The following is an 18,656-nucleotide window of genomic DNA, read 5'->3' on the forward strand; positions in this document are numbered from 1 at the left end:
ATGAATAAAGTTTTCCTCACGCTTGCCCTAATCTTTACCGGATTAACCCTGTTATCTTTTCAATCAACAAATTTCAACGATGATGAGGAACTGAGCATAGATAGCTTGCGCAAAGTTTATTCGAAACCTACAGATCAATGGCCAAAGCCAACCGTAGATAAAGGAGCCATTTTTCAGGAATTAGGAGAACTTCTACCCTCTCCCGTCGATTTAAAAAATGATTCCGTTAAAAAGGTAGTTGAATTGGGTAAAATTTTATTTTTTGACCCTCGGTTATCGGGATCAAACCAAATTTCCTGCTCGAGCTGCCATGCACCAGATTTACACTGGTCTGATGGTCGTCAGGTTTCTGTTGGACATGATCACTTAACGAACATCCGTAATGCACCCTCTTTAGAAAACGTTTGGTTTTACAAACGTTTGTTTTGGGATGGACGAGCGGCGAGTTTGGAAGAACAAGCAGAAAGCCCTGTGGCGGCACATAACGAGATGCACCAGGATATGAAAGCTTTACCCAAAAAGCTGAGCAAAATAAAAGGATATCAACCATTCTTCGTTGATGCATTTGGATCGAAGGCCATCACCAATAAAAGAATATTCGAAAGTCTGGCCACTTTTCAACGCAGCATTGTAAGCAGGAGAACCCCATTCGATCGTTTCCTGGCTAGAGATAAGAATGCATTGACCGATCAACAGCTAGTGGGTTTACATTTATTCCGCACCAAAGCCCGTTGTATTAATTGCCACAATGGTCCGTTATTTACCGATAATGAGTTCCACAACGATGGGTTAACTTATTTCAAACGTAAATATGAAGACTTAGGTTTATATAACGTAACGAAGAAACCTGAAGATGTAGGTAAATTTAAAACGCCTGGATTAAGAAATGTAATGAAAACGGCGCCTTGGTTCCATAATGGTTTATTCCCTGATATGGATGGTGTGATGAACATGTACAATGTGGGCATGCCCGTTCAGAGGGTTAGGGCTGAACAAATAAATAACCCTCTACTGCCTAAGAACGACAAGTTGTTAAAAGGTTTAATGTTGAGTAAAGCAGAAAAGGATGCGGTGGTTTCCTTTCTAGAGGCCCTCTCCTCGCCTACAATTTTGGTTAGGGTAGAGAAATTGCCGCAGTAATCGGTTGCCAGTTACCGGTTGTCAGTCAGTTGCCGGTTACCCGTTACTGGTTACAAATCTAGTCATATAAAAAGTTTACCAACAATCAGCGAGCCCGTTAAGATTCCCACCTGCGTAGGAATGACGCCTTGGCTACACATTAGGAGGATCGATTTCCGAAAGCACATCTATTATCGCAATAGCATGATCAAATCATTTAATTATGATGCACTAGTTTAGGATAACATTACATCTTTCCTGAATTCAATTCCTCACCAAAAAAAATCGAAGCCTGGGCATCAAAAGCCAGCGGATCGCCACTGGTGTAAAAAGACTTAAGTCCGTCTTTACTCAACTTCGTTTCTATCTCAGGATGTCTTCCTAAATAATCAACCATACTTTTAGCTACAATTTCTCCCTGGGTTAAAATATTAATATAGTCAGGCAAAATCATTTTTAACTTTGGCATAAGTAACGGATAATGTGTGCAGGCTAATAGAACGCAATCTATTTCTGCAGACTGCTCTATTAACCGATTGCAATATTCGTTGATAAAAAAGTCAGCACCAGATTGCAAATGCTCATTGTTTTCTATTAAGGGCACCCACATCGGGCAAGTTTGCTGATATACCTTAACCTCTGGAAAAAACTTATTAATCTCCAATAAATAGGATTGTGAATTTACAGTTCCCCGAGTACCCATTACGCCAACATGGCCACTGGATGTGAAGCTGCCAATGACCTCCGCCGTTGGCCTGATGACACCTAAAACCCTTCTATCTGGATACTTAACAGGTAAATCTTTTTGCTGGATAGTTCTTAAAGCTTTTGCAGAAGCGGTATTACAAGCCAGGATAACCAATTCACAGCCCTGTGCGAAAAGCCATTCAACACATTCTAGGGTATATTTGTAAATTGTATCAAAAGAATGATCACCGTAAGGAGAACGGGCATTATCGCCTAAGTATATGTAACTGTATTCGGGCAATTGATCAGCTATCGACCGAAAAACAGTCAAACCACCATAACCTGAATCGAAAATACCTATGGGCGAACATTTTTGCATCACCGTAAAGATATTATTTATTGTTGGAAAGTTGTGTTGTTGAAAAGTTGGGTGATGACCAAAAAAAAACGGAACCAAGTTGCCTCGATTCCGCTTTATATTTGACTTTGTATTTGAGACTATTGACTCAATACTCTCGACTCCAAACTATTTCTTAGGAGCTGGTGCTTTAGCTGCAGTAGCAGAAATACCTAATTTAGTTTTAACTGCTGAAGTGATATCATCACCACCTTCCCAGAAAACCAGGTTATTACCACCTTGTCCGTTTGCGATATCGAAAACGTAAGCTAAACCTTTTTCTTTCGCTACAGCAGAAATTGCAGTAGCTACTTTAGCTTGAATAGGTTGAAATAACTCACCTTGCTTAGTACCAACATCCTGAGATGCTTTAGTACGGGCATCAGTAATGCGTTTTTCCAAATCCTGTAATGCTTGGCCAGCGGCTTGTAATTCTTTACCAACTGATTCTTTATTTGCTTCGCTTAAAGTTTTTTCTTTCGCTTGGGCTGCAGCCAATTGAGTTTGATATTCTTTGATCATCGCATCAATTTCTGCTTGTTTTGTTTTACCCAAAGTTTCTAAGGTAGTTTGAGCCGCTTTAGCTTCAGGAAGATTTGCAAACACATCTTCTGAATTAATATGACCTAATTTTTGTTGCGCACTTGCCATATTCGCTGTAAACATCAACCCTGCTGCTACAAAGAATACGTTAATTAACTTTCTCATCGTTCTATTTTACTTTTTTATTTTTTTTGTTTGTTTTCTAAAATCTAAGGGGGCGAATATACTAATTTTTTCCAGCCCCTGGCTTGTAACCTAATTTCACAATTACATCATTACTAACATCGTAGCTGCTGCTTGCATAAATCATCATGGTTGCTTCACTGCTTTTGTCAAAAATGAAATCAAGATATTTAGCCTTCGCAATCTGTTTAATTACATCAGAAACTTTCTCTTGAATTGGCTTGATCAATTTTGCTCTGCTTTGAAACAGCTCACCATCTGGTCCGAATTTTTGGCGTTGAAACTCTTTTGCCTGTTTTTCTTTCTCAATAATTTCGTTTTCACGGCGTTTGCGCATATCATCAGTTAACAATACCTGATCTGCCTGATAGGCTTTGTACATCCGGTCGATTTCAGAAAAATTCTGGTCAACTTGTTGTTGCCATTGTTTAGATGCTACTTCTAATTGGCTTAATGCAGACTTATATTCTGGCATCTGTTTCAAAATATACTCGGTGTCTACATAAGCAAACTTTTGGGCATAAGTGCCAAAGGTTGTGCATAATAAAAATGCGATAAAAAGATACTTCTTCATTTGTGTGTGTATTTAATGATTCGTTATAACCTAAGCTTTTAATAAACTCAACTTAAGGCGTTTTATTACATATTTAGTTAAATTTTTATACTTTATCAATTAAAATCCACCTAATTGTTGTGCGATACTAAAGTGGAACTGGCCTTTGTTCGAATCAGGTAATCCTGGAATCGCATCAAAACCGTAACCATAATCAATACCCAATAAACCAAATATCGGTAGAAAGATTCTCGCACCTACACCAACTGATCTTCTCACGTTGAAAGGATTAAAATCACTAAACTTATTCCAAGTATTACCACCTTCGGCAAAAGCCAATACGAAAGCAGTAGCTTGTTGACTTGCAATAACTGGATAACGTGCTTCTAAAACATATTTGGTGTAAATCGGGCTACCAGATTGTTGTGCAATACGAGGATCTGAACCTACTGGAATAACTGTATTGTTTGCATAACCACGCATCGCGATTAATTCTGATCCTTGTAAGAAATCAAATCCTTGCATACCATCACCACCTAATTTGAAACGCTCAAACGCTGATTGACCTACTGCACTGTTGTATTGGCCCAAGAAACCAAACTGTGCCTGTGCTTTAATTACTAAATTACCTGCAACACGTTGGTACCATTGCGAATCAAATTTCCACTTGTGGTATTCAGTAAAGCGATATTTCTCTTTATCAGGTGCGGTTGCATAATTCACTTTATTAAATAATGAATATGGAGGCGTGGCCTGAATAGTGAAACGAATAAATGAACCCGATTTAGGGAAAATTGGTGAATCTCTTGAGTCACGGCTGATTTCTTGCGATAAGTTTAAATTGTAAGAGGTACCCGAAGTAAATAAATAACCTGGGTAGTTACTTAAAATATACTGCTGTAAGTTAACGGCATGGCTCAACTGGAAATAATTATCCGGCCAGTTTAATCTTCTACCCAAACTCACGGTAACACCATTTAAACGGATTTTCTGGAACTGAGAGTTATCCGAATTTAAACCGTTTGACTGTAGTGAGGTAAAAGCACTTACACCAAAACTCACTGGCTTTTCTCCACCAAACCATGGCTGAGAGAAAGAGAAGCTATAAGATTGATAGTATTTACCATTCGTTTGTCCACGTAAACTTAGTTTTTGTCCATCTCCTTTTGGAAGTGGTTTATAAGCTTTCAGGTTAAATAAATTTCTTAATGAGAAGTTATTGAAAGTTAATCCTAAGGTACCGATAATACGGCCACCACCAAAACCACCTGATAACTCAATCTGATCTGAAGGTTTCTCCTCTACAGCATACTCAATATCAACCGTTCCATCTGCAGGATTAGGACGAGGAGTAGGAACTGTCTTCGACTCATCAAAGTTACCTAACTGACCAATCTCACGAATGGTACGAATTAAGTCACTTTTATTAAATTTTTGCCCCGGCTTGGTACGAATCTCACGTAACACAACCTTATCATTGGTAATTGTATTCCCTTTTAAAGTAATTCTATTGTTGGTGTATTGCGGCCCTTCATACATTCGCATTTCTACGTCAACCGTATCGCCATAAATTTTGGTTTGTACCGGATCAATATTGAAAGTTAAATAGCCATTATCGGTGTACATACTGTTGATATCGCCACCATTTTCACCGCCGCCGTTTAATTTCTTGTTTAACCTTTCTTCACTAAATACATCGCCTTTCTCAATGGTTAAAACTTTATTTAAAATACTATCAGGATAGATGGCATTTCCAGCCCAGGTAATATTACCGAAGTAATATTTCTTTCCTTCATATAAATCCATTTTAATATTTACCCTTTTCTTATTGTATTGGTAAATACTATCTTTCAGTAATTCAGCATCACGGTATCCCTTTTCATGCATCTTACCAATCATCTTCACTTTATTCTCTTCATATTTTTCTTTAGAGAATTTTCCTGAACCCCAAAAACGCCACCATGCAAATTGCTTAGGATTTTTTAAGTACTTTCTAAGCTTAGCGGCTTTAAAATCCTTGTTTCCAGTAAATTCGATACGTTGAACTTTTACACGGCTACCTTTATCAATATTCGCTTCCAATACCACGCTATTTTCAGCATTTGGATCTTTACGCGTTTTGTAATCTATTGTAGTGAAAAAATAACCTTTATCTAGCATGTACTTCTTTACAATAGCCGAAGTAGTGTTGTATAAGTTGTCATTTACAATTTTCCCGGTTTTATCATTAAGTTTTTCCTGAATAGCCGTTTTTTGCGATTTACTGATTCCCTTTAAATCGATTGAACTTAAACGAGGACGTTCAACCACTTCGATTTCGAAATACACAGAATCCTGAACGAATTTTTCGATATTAATTTTAACATCATCAAACAATCCCTGTGCCCAAAGCGTTTTAATTGCATCAGAAGTAGCCTCACCAGGAAGAGTAACTTTATCTCCCTTTGTTAATTTTGATAAGGTGATTAATACATCTTTATCGAGATATTGCGTTCCTGTAACGGTTGTGCCACCAATGATATATTCTTTTGGACTAAAATAATCGAGATCTAAGCCTCCAACTTTTAAAGATGGGGTTGCTGGCGCCTTACCTGTCGGACGTATTTGCGCAAAGGCTGGAGCAGCTAAAATGACTAGGATTAAAACTTGAAATATTCTTTTCATTAAAATAATTTGTTCAGTAATGGCCACGAAGGTAACAATGTTTTTTTTAGCAAAATTTACATTTGCCATGTTTCCCTTATTATGGTTTCATTTATCGTATAAAAGTGGTGCTAAGTTAGTTTAAACGCTTGTTAAAAAGTGTTAAAAGAAAAATTAGTTCAATTGTTCGCTAATTTTTCCGAAACGGCGTTCGCGTTTTTGATAGTCAACAATAGCCTCAAAGAGATCTTCTCTTCTAAAATCTGGCCACAAAACGTCAGTGAAATAAAACTCCGTATAAGCCATTTGCCAAAGCAAATAATTACTTATCCGATGTTCGCCACTTGTTCTGATCATTAACTCCGGGTCAGGAATATTTACGGTTGTAAGTTTCGATGAAAAGAGACCCTCATCGATATCATCCATAGAGATTGTATTATCTTTTACGGCTTCAGCAATTTTTCTGGCCGCCTCAACAATTTCCCATTTTGCACTATAGCTAAGGGCCAGTGTTAAGGTACATTTTTCGTTGTGGGCAGTCTTATCCATTGCTTCTTTCAAATCATCAATACACTCTTGTGGTAAAGATGATATGTTGCCAATGGCATTAAGCTTAACTTTATTTTTGTTGAGCGTTTCGGTTTCTCTGTTAATTGTTGAGATCAGGATTTGCATCAAAGCATCAACCTCTTCCTTCGGACGATTCCAGTTTTCAGTAGAAAAAGCATAAAGGGTTAGGTATTCAATACCTACTTCAACACAGCCTTCTACAATATCTTTTACAGATAGCACACCTTGCTCATGCCCAAAAACACGTACTTTTCCCTGGCCTTTTGCCCATCTTCCATTCCCATCCATGATAACGGCAATGTGCTTTGGCAGGCGGCTATAGTCTATTTGTTCTTTAAAATCCATTAATTAAGTCAAAATCAGCTTAAAACGAGTAGCATTTTGAGGATACAAAGGTAAAAGATATGCCAACACTAACAAATAGATAAGTGTCCCTTTTTCTAAAATCTCCTCTTTGGGTTCCTGCAACACCAATTTGACTGATAGATGGATCGGATAAATTGATGCGATTTCCATCTGAACCAACAAATACCTGTTTATCGCTGTCCGGATACCTTCCGCTAACGTCGTCAATATAGTCAGTCAACGGCGTTCTATAGCCTAATTCGGTAAAAACAGTCCAGGTATCTTTATAATTGTATCGTAAACCCACGCCATAAGGAATGGTTAAAACGGCATTTCTATATCCATTCTCTTGTCCTTCTGTAGCCAGTCTATCCAAACGATAGGTTTCACCGTCGTATTTAACTTTTGGTTTAAATACCACAAAACCAGCACCGGCAAATAAGTAAGGTGTAAATTGACGGGTTCCACCACCCAAATTGAAATTAAAAAAATTGAAATCAATTAGTGCGCTCAATTCGTTTAAGGAAGTATTAAAACTTAAGTTTCTTTCTCTGAACTGTGCATTGTTTGATTGTGAATCTTTAGCCTGAATCTGGCCGTAAGTATAGTTTAATCTTACCCCTAAGTATTGATTGAAGTTTTTCTTTCCATAAACTCCGGCAGAAATACCACTCACTTTTAAAGGATGGTTTTGATTAAGATCACCAATGTATCCTGCGCCGCCGCCCATCAGCCCTATCTCCCAATTGCCCTCTTGAGCAAAAGATATTTTTCCTCCGGTAATAAGAAATAAGATGATGATTAGGAGTTTATTTAGCGTCATACTTAGTAGTTACGGGTATCTATGCCCCATAATAATTTATTCCTTAACGTGTTTAAGTAAGTTTCATTGTTAAGACGAATAAGATTTATGCAAAAGTCGGCTTTTTTTATCGATATTTTAACTGAACGCTCAACCGTTACAGTTCTACTATCACACGAAACCAAAAATTTAGATTCTCTGGCCTCTACTTCGAAGGATAATTTATTATCATCAGGAAGCACTACTGGCCGCACATTTAGATTGTGGGGAGCAATAGGCGTGACCACAAAATTTTCTGAATCTGGATAAATAATTGGTCCACCGCAGCTTAGCGAGTAAGCCGTAGAACCCGTTGGCGTGGCAATAATTAACCCATCTGCCCAGTACGAATTGATAAATTCATCATTCATTAATGCATGAATAATCATCATTGCCGAATTATCCCGCCTGTGGATGGTGATGTCGTTCAGCGCAAAGTTTTCTTCACCAAATAATCCATTATCCGATTCTAAAACCAAAAGTGAACGTGTATCTAAGCTATATTCTTTATTTACCAACGCATTAAGCGCCGATTCTATTTCGTTTTTATTGATACTGGCCAAAAAGCCCAAACGACCAAAATTAATCCCAATAACGGGAATATTTGAATCGCGAATTAACGAAAGTGTATCAAGCAAAGTTCCATCCCCACCTAAACTTAAAAGTACATCTGCATGATCTTTGAGTTCTTTGTGGTTATGAAAAATTACTGTATTGGCTGGCAGCTTAATTTTACCGTGAAGCGATGTTTTAAACTTAGAATATAAAACGGGTTGAATATTATGAGTGGCCAGATAATTAAAAACCTCTTGCACATAGGGCAAAACTGTATCGTTAAAATCCCTCCCGTAAATTGCGATCCTCATAAAATATTTTAAACGTTTAGATAGTTCATGAAAGAATCATAACGTTCTTGAGAACCATCGTCAATTTGTGTGTTGTTGTAAACTTCCTTCACCAGGTAATCGTACCTTTCAAAAGAAGCCACAAGCGATGTAATTTCTGTTTTATTAACTTTTAAAGTCACTTCCATACGAGTGGAATCATCAAAAGTATTGACATAAGATGACAGGATCTGAGCATTATCTGCTTCGACAATTTGTGAGATATGTGCCAAAGAATTATCCCGGTTGCTGATTTCCAACACAATAATTCCGCCTGGGTGATTAACAGCATACTGTTCTGCCACGGCATCAACCATGTTGTTAATAGAAATTAAGCCCAAGTAGTTTTTTTGCTGATCGACAACCGGCACAGCTGTTAGTTTTAGCTGGCTCATCAAACGAATCACATCATAAGTGTGTGCGTCGCTTAAGGTAAAAACGTTTAAAAAATTAACGCCAGAATCCGTCAAGATTGTATCGTGCTTGCTGATATTTAATAAATCATCTTCGGAAACTAAACCCAATAAAGAAGCTTCGCTAAGAACCGGCATGTGCTTCACTTTAAATTCGTTCATACGATCTAAAGCTTTTTGCACCGTGTCATCAGCTCTTAATGATGGAATAGCATTCGATATGATTTCTTCAGCAAACATTATTTAAGTAAAATTCTATCTAAAAATTTCTCCAGATAACCATTAAATATCTCCGGATGCTCCATCATAGGGGCATGACCGCATTTATCAACCCAGTTCAATTCAGAATTAGGCAACAATTGATGGAATTCTTCTGCCACTTCTGGCGGTGTAACTTTATCATTCTTTCCCCAGATCAATGAAACCGGGATGGTTATTTTAGAAAGTTCCTTGGCCATATTGTGGCGAATTGCCGACTTAGCCATCGTTAAAATCCTAATCACCCGAGATCGGTCGTTAACGGTTTTAAACACATCATCAACCAATTCTTTCGTTGCCGTTGCTGGATCGTAAAAAGTAAATTCTACCTTTTCTTTAATATAATCATAACTTTCACGACGTGGGAATGAACCTCCGAAAGCGTTTTCGTATAAGCCAGAGCTACCTGTTAAAACCAAAGCTTTAACAAACTCCTGATGTGCAACTGTAAAAACCAAACCCACGTGACCTCCTAAGGAATTACCCACTAAAACCACTTGATTTAATCCTTTAAATTTTAAAAAACGATGTAAGTACCTGGAAAGTGCTTTAACGCCTAAAGTTAAAATTGGCAAATCGTAAATAGGTAAAATGGGAATAATTACATGATAACGATCTTTAAATTGCTCTATAACACGCTCCCAGTTACTTAATTCACCCATTAAACCATGCAGCAATACCAACTTTTCGCCTTTTCCAGTTTCAATGTATTTAAATCCGTCTTCTTCAATTATCTGGTATGTCATATATATTATAGGTGGTATTGTGCACTAAGTTAGTAGAGTAAAATTAAATTTTCGCATTTCTATGCCATTTTTCTGAAATAAAGCCGATAACGGTATAAAAACCTTTGTTAAAGCATGAAAATGCAAGTATCAAGTATCAAGACAGTTGCTAGATTCATGTCTTTACCTTTAGTCTTTAAGCTTAACTATGCAAGCTTCTCTTTTACAATTTCAGCTATTAATTTGCCATCTGCCTTACCTGCAAGTTCTTTATTGGCCAAACCCATCACCCTCCCCATATCTTTAACCGATGTGGCACCAGATTGTTTGATCACGTTTTCGATAATAACTGCAACCTCAGTCCTATCTAACTGCTGTGGTAAAAATTGGTTAATCACCGCAATTTCTTCTTCCTCTACCTTAAACAAATCTTCACGGTTTTGTTGCTTGTAAATATCAGCAGACTCACGGCGTTGCTTGATTAGCTTTTGAAGAATTTTTAATTCCGTTTCTTCGGTAATCTCTTCTGATGAACCTTTCTCGGTTTTAGCCAACAGTAAAGCCGCTTTAATTGCTCTTAATCCTCTTAGTTGAGCATTATCTTTAGCCAGCATGGCTTTTTTTATTTCTTGATCTATTGTGTTTGATATCATTTTTCTGTTATCAGTTATGAGTTATGGGTTGTGGGTTACCTGTTTGAGCTACCTTTTAAACACCTAAACTGTAAACTCGCAACCGGTAACTGGCAACCCACTACTTTAATTTCTATTTATTATCGTTGCTGTGGCCTGTACAGTCGGCATAATCAGCATATCGTTTATATTTACATGTTTCGGACGGCTTACTACATACCAAATCGCATCCGCTATATCATCGGCGATAAGTGGCTCCAGGTTTTCGTACACTTTTTTAGCCCTATCTTCATCCCCTTTAAATCGTACTACCGAAAATTCGGTCTCCACCATACCTGGATTAATTTCAGTCACCTTAATTCCGTGAGGCAAAAGATCAATCCGCATACCCTTACTTAATGCATCAACCGCATGTTTGCTGGCACAATATACGTTTCCGTTTGGATAAACTTCCTTTCCAGCAATTGAACCGATGTTAATGATATGACCCGATTGATTTGGAATCATCCAGTTGGAAACAATTTTGGTAACATACAGCAATCCTTTAACATTGGTGTCAATCATGGTATCCCAATCATTGGTATCGCCCTTATCAATAGGATCCAAGCCCTGGCTTAAACCTGCATTGTTAACCAATACATCAACATTTTTCCAATCTGCAGGTAAATTTTCCAACACGGTTGATAAACTTTCTTTGTCTCGAACATCAGCCAAAACCTGCTTAATTTCGATGGCATATTTATCAGCCAAATGATGCGAAAGTTTCGCCAATCGATCTTCGCGACGGGCAAGTAAAATTAAGTGATAACCTTGTTGGGCGAAGGTGTGCGCACAAGCTTCGCCAATACCAGAAGTTGCGCCTGTAATTAATGCAATTTTAGACATGTTTATGAATAATTTAGCTTCAGTTTAACCAGGAGCATTGCTGCAATTGGTTTTTCTTAATGCAGGCAAAGGTAAGTTTTTTTGAATTGTACGGCTATTGAAAAATTAAACTGAACGTTAATTGACGTAATTTTAACTTATCAATCGGATTAGCAAAAGCAGTATCGTCGTGCTGAAGCAAATCATTGGTTGAATAGGCCAACTTAATTTCGGGCGACATTTTGAAATACTCGAAATACAAGTCAAAACCTATTCCCGTTTCATAGGATAGATAATTGCGTTGATTTTTCAACAGCTTGTTTATTGGCGTTTCGCCTTCATCGAAGAATTTCTTTTTCGAAGCAATATCAATCGAATACTTCGCTCCGCCCAACCAGTAAGCCCTAAAATTATTCATGCGGTTCGATTTAACTTTTATACCTATCGGAAACTCGAACATGGTTGCCTGAACCTTCTTATCGATTAAGGTTTGATAATTTTTCGTTTGGCCATTGCCGAGATCAATGGGGTCTAATGGCAAATACTCATACGAAACTACACGATCGCTGAAAATCAATGATGGAGTTGAACGAATATCAAAATTCTCTGCCAAGCGCCTGTTCATCACAAAACCTAAACCAAAGCCCTGCGAAGGTGGACTTGAAATAGCATTCAAAGAATTTGTAACCGGCAAACCCGAATTCGGATCATAAGACACGCCCAAAGAATTTCGCACTTCGTAAAAAGGTGCCCGCCAGTTTTCTTTTTTAAGAATTTTGTATTCTGCAGAAATATACTGAAAATTAAACCCAAAGCTCCAATCTTCATCATCAATTCCCCCACCCCAGTTCTGAGCCAGGCAAGCGGTAGAAATTGTGAATAACGAAAAGATGAGGCTTAATTTTTTTATCATTTAGTACCGACGTAGATTGAACTTATTCCAAACGTTAAAATTCTTTGTTTGGTACTTTTGAAACCAACTTTTTCCATAAGGGTTGTAAAATCAGTTCCATCAGGAAAAGCGGCTACAGATTCAGGTAAATAAGTGTAGGCTCTGGCATCTTTTGAAAACAACTTTCCGAAGAATGGCGTAACATGCAGGAAGTAAAAATTATATAGTTGCTTTACTGGAAAAACACGGGGTTTTGAAAATTCTAAAATGACCATTTTGCCGTTGGGTTTTAACACCCTGTACATATCTGTTAGACCTTTTTCGAGGTTTTCGAAGTTACGAACTCCGTATGCGCAGGTAATGGCATCGAAAGTATTGTTTTCAAAATGCAAGCCTTCCGAATCGCCTAACTGAACGGTAAAAGTTTCGTTTAAGCTGCGTTCGTTAATCTTTTTCTTAGCCACATCCAGCATTCCTTCAGAAATATCTACACCAATCACTTTCTCAGGATGAAGTTTTTTAATCGCTTCAAAAGCGAAATCACCTGTTCCAGTGGCTACATCCAGTAAATTCCTCGGTTGAATGGAAGCCAGTTCTTTGATCGCTTTTTTACGCCACAGTACATCAATCCCTAAAGAAAGAAAATGGTTCAAAAAATCGTATGTACCCGAAATATTGTTAAACATAGTTGCAACCTGCTCTTTCTTGGTTGCGTCTTCTACTTGATAAGGAGTGATATTCTGATTCATGGTATGGGGCAAAGATAGGGAAAAAGTCCGAAGTCGGGACTCAATAGTCGGAAGTCCAAACTATCAAAAGATATCAAAAGCGATAAAAAGATAAATTTAAACCAAAGGTGGATTACAGATGACTTTAAATGCAGTTTTGGAGAGCAGATAGACTATATGCTTGAGCGAATTTTACAATATCAAGAGATTGCAGATTTAGACTAAAGGCTTCGGACTTCGGACTTCCGACTCAAAACCCTACCTTTGCAACATGGTTATCAAAACGGCAACATTTGTTTGCAGCAACACCCAGATTTCGGCTTTACCGATACCAACAATGCCCGAGTATGCATTTATTGGCCGGTCAAATGTGGGCAAATCTTCTTTAATTAACATGTTGGTTAATCAACATGGATTGGCAAAAACCTCTCAGCGGCCAGGAAAAACGCAACTCATTAACCATTTTCTAATTAACGAGAAATGGTACATTGTCGATTTGCCGGGTTACGGCTATGCAAAGGTTTCTAAAACCAGTAGAGAAAAGTGGGAGAAATTCATTCGTGCATATATCACCAAAAGAGAAAGCTTACAGTGTGTTTTCGTATTGATAGACAGTCGCTTAGAGCCACAACAGATTGACATCGAGTTTTGCTATTGGTTGGGCGAAAAGCAAATCCCTTTTTCTTTGATTTTCACTAAGGCAGATAAACAGGGCATGACCACCACTCAAAAAAACGTAGCTGCTTTTAAGAAAAAGTTAGGTGAGTTTTTTGAAGAGATCCCCGCAACCTTTATTACCTCAGCCGAAAAAGGAAATGGAAAAGATGAAGTTTTAAATTTTATTACAGAGGTGAATCAAGATTTTGTGGTTCCATCAGACTATAAAAAGTTTTAAGCGCTTCACAGTTTTCAAAGAAGTTTGAGATCTTAACATAACAATATTCGTATATCAGTAAATGAAAAAATACTTTTCACTCGTATTATTCGCTCACTCGGTTTTTGCTTTACCGTTTGCAATGATTGGGTTTTTCCTGGGCGTTACCACTACCGAAAATCCTTTTTCGTGGTATAAGTTAATCTTGGTATTGCTTTGTATGGTTTTCGCCAGAAATGCCGCAATGGCGTTTAACCGTTATTTGGATAGAAACATTGATGCCAAAAACCCACGAACCCAAATGCGGGATATTCCGGCGGGAAAAGTATCTGCTAACGAGGCATTAATTTTCGTAATTACAAACTGCGTATTTTTTGCCGTTGCCACTTACTTTATTAATCCGCTTTGCTTTTATCTATCGCCTGTGGCGCTTTTTGTCGTGTTATTTTACAGCTACACCAAAAGATTTACGGCATTGTGTCACCTTGTTTTAGGCTTAGGGTTATCACTAGCTCCTATTGGCGCCTATATCGCAGTAACCGGGCACTTTGCTTTAGTGCCGGTTTTATACTCTTTAACTGTGCTTTTTTGGGTAAGTGGTTTTGATATTATTTATGCCTTACAGGATGAAGATTTCGACCGTGAAGAAAAATTACACTCTATACCATCTGCACTTGGCATAAAAAATGCACTTAATGTGTCGGTTTTATTGCATGTGCTCTCCGCAATCTGTGTGATCCTACCCGTGTTTTTTACCGAGTTTAGTTGGGTTTATTATGTTGGGATCGCATTTTTCTGTTCGATGCTCATTTATCAGCACCTGCTAGTAAAACCAAATGATATTAGTAAAGTAAACAGAGCGTTTCAAACTTTAAACGGATATGCATCAGTAGTGTTTGCTATTTGCTTTTTAATCGACGCTTACATTAGAACCAAATAACAATAAATGATAGAATGAATGAGTTTTGAATGATAGAATGCTCTGCAATATGCTTTAAACCATTCTATCAATTACTCATTGAAAATTCAATAATTAATAAAAACATGATTGTAGAAAAAAAAATCAGAACATATATTCCTCAAGATTTAGCCATCACTTGGGAAAGCTTATCCCCACTTTTTACCGAATTACAAAACCGCGAAATCAACAATGTTGATGAGTTGGAAAAGTGGTTAAAAGATCGCTCAGAACTGGAGGCCGCTTTAGAAGAAGATTTCGCCTGGCGATATATTAAAATGAGTTGTGATACGGCAAATGAAGAATTGGTTAAAAACTTCCAGTATTTTGCAGAGGAAATTGAACCCAAAATTTCTCCTTTATCAAATGAACTGAATAAGAAGTTTGTCGACAGTCCTTTTATGGATGATTTGGACAAAGAAAAGTTCTTCGTTTATAGCAGAGCGATTAAAAAGGCTTTGGAAATTTATCGCGAGGAGAACATTGAACTTTTTACTCAATTACAAGTTAAACAACAGAAATATCAAGGCATTACTGGTGCGATGAGTGTTGAAATTAATGGGCAGGAATATACACTGGAACAGGCCTCTATTTTTATTAAGGATTTAAATCGCGAGGTGAGGGAGAATGCATGGAAAACCATTCAACAGCGCCGGTTAATCGATAAAGATGATTTAAACATCCTGTTTGATGAACTGATTAAATTGCGTAACCAGGTTGCTTTGAATGCTGGCTTTGCAAACTATCGCGATTATATGTTTCAGGCCTTAGGCCGTTTTGATTATACACCACAAGATTGCTACGATTTTGCCAATGCGATAGAAAAGGAAATCGTTCCAATTTTAAAGGAACAAGCCGAAAAACGTCGCGAAGCTTTGGGTTTAGAAACGCTAAGACCTTGGGATATGGAGGTTAGTGTAAGCGGCAAACCTGCATTGAAACCTTTTAACAACGGTACTGAACTTATTGATAAAAGTATCGCCTGTTTTAACGCCATTGATGAAAAGTTGGGTACAAAGCTAGCTACAATGAAAGCCAATAATCTTTTTGATGTAGAAAGCAGAAAAGGTAAAGCGCCAGGTGGATACAATTATCCGTTGGCGGAGACCGGAGCACCATTTATTTTCATGAATTCGGCCAATTCTCTTCGCGATTTAACCACCATGGTTCATGAAGGTGGCCACGCCATTCATACTTTTCTAACGGCAAACTTAGAATTAAATGATTTTAAGCATTGCCCATCTGAAGTTGCAGAACTGGCATCAATGAGTATGGAATTAATTTCAATGGATAATTGGAATGTTTATTTTGATAGTGAGGAAGATTTGATTCGTGCCAAAAAAGAGCAATTGGCTGATGTTTTAAAAACCTTGCCTTGGGTTGCAGTAATTGATCAGTTTCAGCATTGGATTTACACCAACCCAAATCATACTGCGGCTGATCGTGAAGTAACTTTCAAGCAGATTTACAACCGTTTTGGTGCAGGCTTCGCAGATTGGACAGATTTGGATCAACAATTTGGTAATGTTTGGCAGAAACAGTTGCACTTATTTGAGGTTCCGTTTTACTATATTGAATATGCAATTGCGCAATTAGGTGCCATTGCAGTTTGGAAAAACTACAAGGAAAATCCTGAAAAAGCGCTAGAACAGTATTTGGCTGCACTTTCTCTAGGTTATACCAAACCAATGAATGAGATTTACGAAACTGCAGGAATCAAGTTTGATTTTAGTGCAGAATATGTTAAAGAGTTGGCTGCTTTTGTAAAGGAAGAGCTAGAGAAATTGGGATAGATTGAGTTTCCATTCGAATTTTAAGTCGTGGCATTTCGCTACGGCTTTTTTTGTTTTAGAGCTAAGTGCTTAGCAGATATAGTTGTCGTGTATTGCTGCTATCTTGAATATCAAAGGCATATGCTACAGAATTAAATTAAGTCTCCCACTGATTTCACAGATTAACGCAGAGCAACTTGTTAATAGACAAAATTTAGTCATATCGTTGCAAATCAACTCTGCCAAAGCAAAAAATTCTGCGGACTTCTCCGTAATATGCGGGAGGGAATAAAGCGTATAGACTTCCCGCTGATTATCGCTGTAACCGTTTCGCTAAAACGCTATAGCAAATTAAGATAAATCTACCGCTGATCTCACAGATTAACGCAGAGCAACTTATTAATAGTCAAATTTTAATCATCTGTTGAACATCATCTCTGCCAAAGCAAAAAAAATCTGCGGACTTCTCCGTAATCTGCGGGAGAAAAATAAAGCGTATAAACATCCCGCTGATCAAACACAATACTAATTAGCTAAGAAGTAATCTCATCCTTCTTTCTGGTTCTCATAATCAAAACCATTATCGCTAAAGAAATCACAATCATCACTAAATAACTGAAACTCAAATTTCGCTCATCTTTTGCCGGGAACAAATTCACGATGCCATAACTTAGAAAGGAAACGATTACATAAGTGATTCCGCCTGTTAAACCTCCTGCTATACCCGCATTTTTAGGGAATTTGCTTAGGCAGAATGTGAAATAATTATTAAAAGTAAAACCAGCTCCAATGTGAATAATGAAAGCGAAAAAGATCAGTGAAAATAAATTTGATACAAAATTTAAGCTGACTATCATTAAAGCTACGAACACCACCTGAAGTAGCGAATTGAGCATTAATCTTTTAAAAAACGGCTTATTGATTGTTGCTTTTCCTATAAAACCTCCAACCATCCACGCGAAGCCTAAAACCAAAGAACTATAACCTGCAACAACCGGCGAATAATGCAGTTCGTGTTCAATAATAAATGGTCCGGTCATGTTATAAACCATTACCATACAGTAGGCAAGGCCAAGCATCACGATACCAAGTGTAAAACTGGTTGTTTTTACCATACTTAAATAAATATTGCTAATCTTTTTCAGTTGGAAATCTGTAAAATGTGTCAGCGTTTCTCCACTAAACAAAAATTCCAACAAGGCAAAAACTAAAGCGAAACCAGCAAGGAAGTAAAAGTTAGATTCCCAGCCAAAAGACGTTTGTAAGTAGCCACCGACAAACGGCGCTATAATTGGCCCGGTAGACCAGATAATGGAAAACAGACTCAAATAATGCTTTAATTTCTCGCCTGTAAATAAATCTACAAAATATGCTCGTTTAGCCACAACTACTGCACCCACAGAAAGACCATGAACAATTCTCATTAAATAAATAACGTAAATGTTATGCGTTATGGCGATAATTATACTCGCCGCCGCAAATATCAATAGGCTGTATAACCCAATTTTGTAACGTCCAAAACTATCCAGCAAACTCCCTACAAAGAGCTGCGCAACGCCGTAGCTGATCAGAAAAATACTTAATGTCAACTGAACCTGAACACTGCTGATGTTCATTTCGCCTGCCATTGTAGGCAATGATGGAATGTAAATATCTGTGGCAAAACCAGAGAGCGGAATAAGGGTGAATGCCAGAATTGTGGCTATGCCTTGATTTTTTTCTTTTATCGCCGGTCGTTGTGTAATAGAAGATGTCATTGTAAAGAATTGGAATGG

18 protein-coding genes are annotated in these 18,656 nt (G+C 37.7%); 4 read left to right on the top strand and 14 right to left on the bottom strand.

All coding sequences use genetic code 11. The features are described 5' to 3' along the window. Positions 1-1,140 carry a cytochrome-c peroxidase gene (locus tag OQZ33_RS19110; protein ID WP_265800915.1) on the top strand — a complete coding sequence of 380 codons (1,140 nt, stop codon included), beginning with the start codon at positions 1-3 and terminating at the stop codon, positions 1,138-1,140. 226 nt (positions 1,141-1,366) lie between these two features. Here OQZ33_RS19110 and murI read toward each other — a convergent pair whose 3' ends face one another. The 13 genes from murI to ubiE all read right to left on the bottom strand — a co-directional run bounded on the left by murI (position 1,367) and on the right by ubiE (position 13,298). Then, positions 1,367-2,185 (bottom strand): glutamate racemase, encoded by an 819-nt coding sequence (murI, locus tag OQZ33_RS19115; RefSeq protein WP_265800916.1) that lies wholly within the window; start codon positions 2,183-2,185, stop codon positions 1,367-1,369. Positions 2,186-2,332: 147 nt separating this feature from the next. Then, positions 2,333-2,911 (bottom strand): OmpH family outer membrane protein, encoded by a 579-nt coding sequence (locus tag OQZ33_RS19120; protein ID WP_056851820.1) that lies wholly within the window; start codon positions 2,909-2,911, stop codon positions 2,333-2,335. Between the two features lie 61 nt (positions 2,912-2,972). Then, positions 2,973-3,503 (bottom strand): OmpH family outer membrane protein, encoded by a 531-nt coding sequence (locus OQZ33_RS19125; RefSeq protein WP_265800918.1) that lies wholly within the window; start codon positions 3,501-3,503, stop codon positions 2,973-2,975. A 99-nt stretch (positions 3,504-3,602) separates the two neighbouring features. After that, complete coding sequence (bamA, locus tag OQZ33_RS19130; protein ID WP_265800992.1) at positions 3,603-6,146, bottom strand: outer membrane protein assembly factor BamA; 2,544 nt, start codon at positions 6,144-6,146, stop codon at positions 3,603-3,605. A 153-nt stretch (positions 6,147-6,299) separates the two neighbouring features. Further along, on the bottom strand, positions 6,300-7,040 hold the full coding sequence (locus tag OQZ33_RS19135) for an isoprenyl transferase (RefSeq protein ID WP_265800919.1): 741 nt from the start codon (positions 7,038-7,040) through the stop codon (positions 6,300-6,302). A 19-nt stretch (positions 7,041-7,059) separates the two neighbouring features. Then, the gene (locus OQZ33_RS19140; protein WP_265800920.1) at positions 7,060-7,863 is read right to left on the bottom strand and encodes a DUF6089 family protein; all 804 of its coding nucleotides are present in this window, start codon (positions 7,861-7,863) and stop codon (positions 7,060-7,062) included. A gap of 2 nt (positions 7,864-7,865) precedes the next feature. Further along, a complete protein-coding gene (locus tag OQZ33_RS19145) occupies positions 7,866-8,747 on the bottom strand; it encodes an NAD kinase (protein ID WP_265800921.1) in 882 nt (293 codons plus the stop codon). A gap of 8 nt (positions 8,748-8,755) precedes the next feature. Continuing rightward, complete coding sequence (locus OQZ33_RS19150) at positions 8,756-9,418, bottom strand: CBS domain-containing protein (RefSeq protein ID WP_265800922.1); 663 nt, start codon at positions 9,416-9,418, stop codon at positions 8,756-8,758. Continuing rightward, positions 9,418-10,182 carry an alpha/beta fold hydrolase gene (locus tag OQZ33_RS19155; protein ID WP_265800923.1) on the bottom strand — a complete coding sequence of 255 codons (765 nt, stop codon included), beginning with the start codon at positions 10,180-10,182 and terminating at the stop codon, positions 9,418-9,420. Before OQZ33_RS19155 ends, OQZ33_RS19150 begins: the two co-directional genes overlap by 1 nt. 185 nt (positions 10,183-10,367) lie before the next feature. Further along, complete coding sequence (locus tag OQZ33_RS19160; RefSeq protein ID WP_265800925.1) at positions 10,368-10,814, bottom strand: GatB/YqeY domain-containing protein; 447 nt, start codon at positions 10,812-10,814, stop codon at positions 10,368-10,370. Positions 10,815-10,919: 105 nt separating this feature from the next. Beyond that, positions 10,920-11,678 (bottom strand): SDR family oxidoreductase, encoded by a 759-nt coding sequence (locus OQZ33_RS19165; RefSeq protein ID WP_265800927.1) that lies wholly within the window; start codon positions 11,676-11,678, stop codon positions 10,920-10,922. 94 nt (positions 11,679-11,772) lie between these two features. Continuing rightward, the gene (locus OQZ33_RS19170) at positions 11,773-12,570 is read right to left on the bottom strand and encodes an outer membrane beta-barrel protein (RefSeq protein WP_265800929.1); all 798 of its coding nucleotides are present in this window, start codon (positions 12,568-12,570) and stop codon (positions 11,773-11,775) included. Beyond that, positions 12,567-13,298, bottom strand: a complete 732-nt coding sequence (ubiE, locus tag OQZ33_RS19175; protein ID WP_265800931.1) for a bifunctional demethylmenaquinone methyltransferase/2-methoxy-6-polyprenyl-1,4-benzoquinol methylase UbiE — start codon at positions 13,296-13,298, stop codon at positions 12,567-12,569. Before ubiE ends, OQZ33_RS19170 begins: the two co-directional genes overlap by 4 nt. A 250-nt stretch (positions 13,299-13,548) precedes the next feature. On the opposite strand from ubiE, the gene yihA reads away from it, so the two are divergent. The 3 genes from yihA (at position 13,549) to OQZ33_RS19190 (ending at position 16,902) form a co-directional block, all read left to right on the top strand. Next, positions 13,549-14,172 (top strand): ribosome biogenesis GTP-binding protein YihA/YsxC, encoded by a 624-nt coding sequence (gene yihA, locus OQZ33_RS19180; protein ID WP_056851831.1) that lies wholly within the window; start codon positions 13,549-13,551, stop codon positions 14,170-14,172. A gap of 61 nt (positions 14,173-14,233) precedes the next feature. Beyond that, a complete protein-coding gene (locus OQZ33_RS19185; protein WP_265800932.1) occupies positions 14,234-15,091 on the top strand; it encodes a UbiA-like polyprenyltransferase in 858 nt (285 codons plus the stop codon). A 104-nt stretch (positions 15,092-15,195) separates the two neighbouring features. Further along, entirely contained in the window at positions 15,196-16,902 is a 1,707-nt protein-coding gene (locus OQZ33_RS19190; protein ID WP_265800934.1) for a M3 family oligoendopeptidase, read from the top strand. Positions 16,903-17,414: 512 nt separating this feature from the next. Here OQZ33_RS19190 and OQZ33_RS19195 read toward each other — a convergent pair. After that, the gene (locus OQZ33_RS19195) at positions 17,415-18,638 is read right to left on the bottom strand and encodes an MFS transporter (protein WP_265800935.1); all 1,224 of its coding nucleotides are present in this window, start codon (positions 18,636-18,638) and stop codon (positions 17,415-17,417) included. Positions 18,639-18,656: the final 18 nt, after the last annotated feature.

This window comes from Pedobacter sp. MC2016-05 (genome assembly GCF_026239735.1).
Lineage (GTDB): Bacteria > Bacteroidota > Bacteroidia > Sphingobacteriales > Sphingobacteriaceae > Pedobacter.

Excerpts from the sequence above, each read along its gene's own strand:
- OQZ33_RS19170 (WP_265800929.1), bottom strand. The coding sequence starts at position 12,570 with ATGATAAAAAAATTAAGCCTCATCTTTTCGTTATTCACAATTTCTACC.
- OQZ33_RS19160 (WP_265800925.1), bottom strand. The coding sequence starts at position 10,814 with ATGATATCAAACACAATAGATCAAGAAATAAAAAAAGCCATGCTGGCT.
- OQZ33_RS19120 (WP_056851820.1), bottom strand. The coding sequence starts at position 2,911 with ATGAGAAAGTTAATTAACGTATTCTTTGTAGCAGCAGGGTTGATGTTT.
- OQZ33_RS19110 (WP_265800915.1), top strand. The coding sequence starts at position 1 with ATGAATAAAGTTTTCCTCACGCTTGCCCTAATCTTTACCGGATTAACC.
- murI (WP_265800916.1), bottom strand. The coding sequence starts at position 2,185 with ATGCAAAAATGTTCGCCCATAGGTATTTTCGATTCAGGTTATGGTGGT.
- OQZ33_RS19150 (WP_265800922.1), bottom strand. The coding sequence starts at position 9,418 with ATGTTTGCTGAAGAAATCATATCGAATGCTATTCCATCATTAAGAGCT.
- OQZ33_RS19145 (WP_265800921.1), bottom strand. The coding sequence starts at position 8,747 with ATGAGGATCGCAATTTACGGGAGGGATTTTAACGATACAGTTTTGCCC.
- bamA (WP_265800992.1), bottom strand. The coding sequence starts at position 6,146 with ATGAAAAGAATATTTCAAGTTTTAATCCTAGTCATTTTAGCTGCTCCA.
- OQZ33_RS19155 (WP_265800923.1), bottom strand. The coding sequence starts at position 10,182 with ATGACATACCAGATAATTGAAGAAGACGGATTTAAATACATTGAAACT.
- OQZ33_RS19165 (WP_265800927.1), bottom strand. The coding sequence starts at position 11,678 with ATGTCTAAAATTGCATTAATTACAGGCGCAACTTCTGGTATTGGCGAA.
- OQZ33_RS19195 (WP_265800935.1), bottom strand. The coding sequence starts at position 18,638 with ATGACATCTTCTATTACACAACGACCGGCGATAAAAGAAAAAAATCAA.
- OQZ33_RS19140 (WP_265800920.1), bottom strand. The coding sequence starts at position 7,863 with ATGACGCTAAATAAACTCCTAATCATCATCTTATTTCTTATTACCGGA.
- OQZ33_RS19185 (WP_265800932.1), top strand. The coding sequence starts at position 14,234 with ATGAAAAAATACTTTTCACTCGTATTATTCGCTCACTCGGTTTTTGCT.
- ubiE (WP_265800931.1), bottom strand. The coding sequence starts at position 13,298 with ATGAATCAGAATATCACTCCTTATCAAGTAGAAGACGCAACCAAGAAA.
- OQZ33_RS19135 (WP_265800919.1), bottom strand. The coding sequence starts at position 7,040 with ATGGATTTTAAAGAACAAATAGACTATAGCCGCCTGCCAAAGCACATT.
- OQZ33_RS19125 (WP_265800918.1), bottom strand. The coding sequence starts at position 3,503 with ATGAAGAAGTATCTTTTTATCGCATTTTTATTATGCACAACCTTTGGC.
- yihA (WP_056851831.1), top strand. The coding sequence starts at position 13,549 with ATGGTTATCAAAACGGCAACATTTGTTTGCAGCAACACCCAGATTTCG.
- OQZ33_RS19190 (WP_265800934.1), top strand. The coding sequence starts at position 15,196 with ATGATTGTAGAAAAAAAAATCAGAACATATATTCCTCAAGATTTAGCC.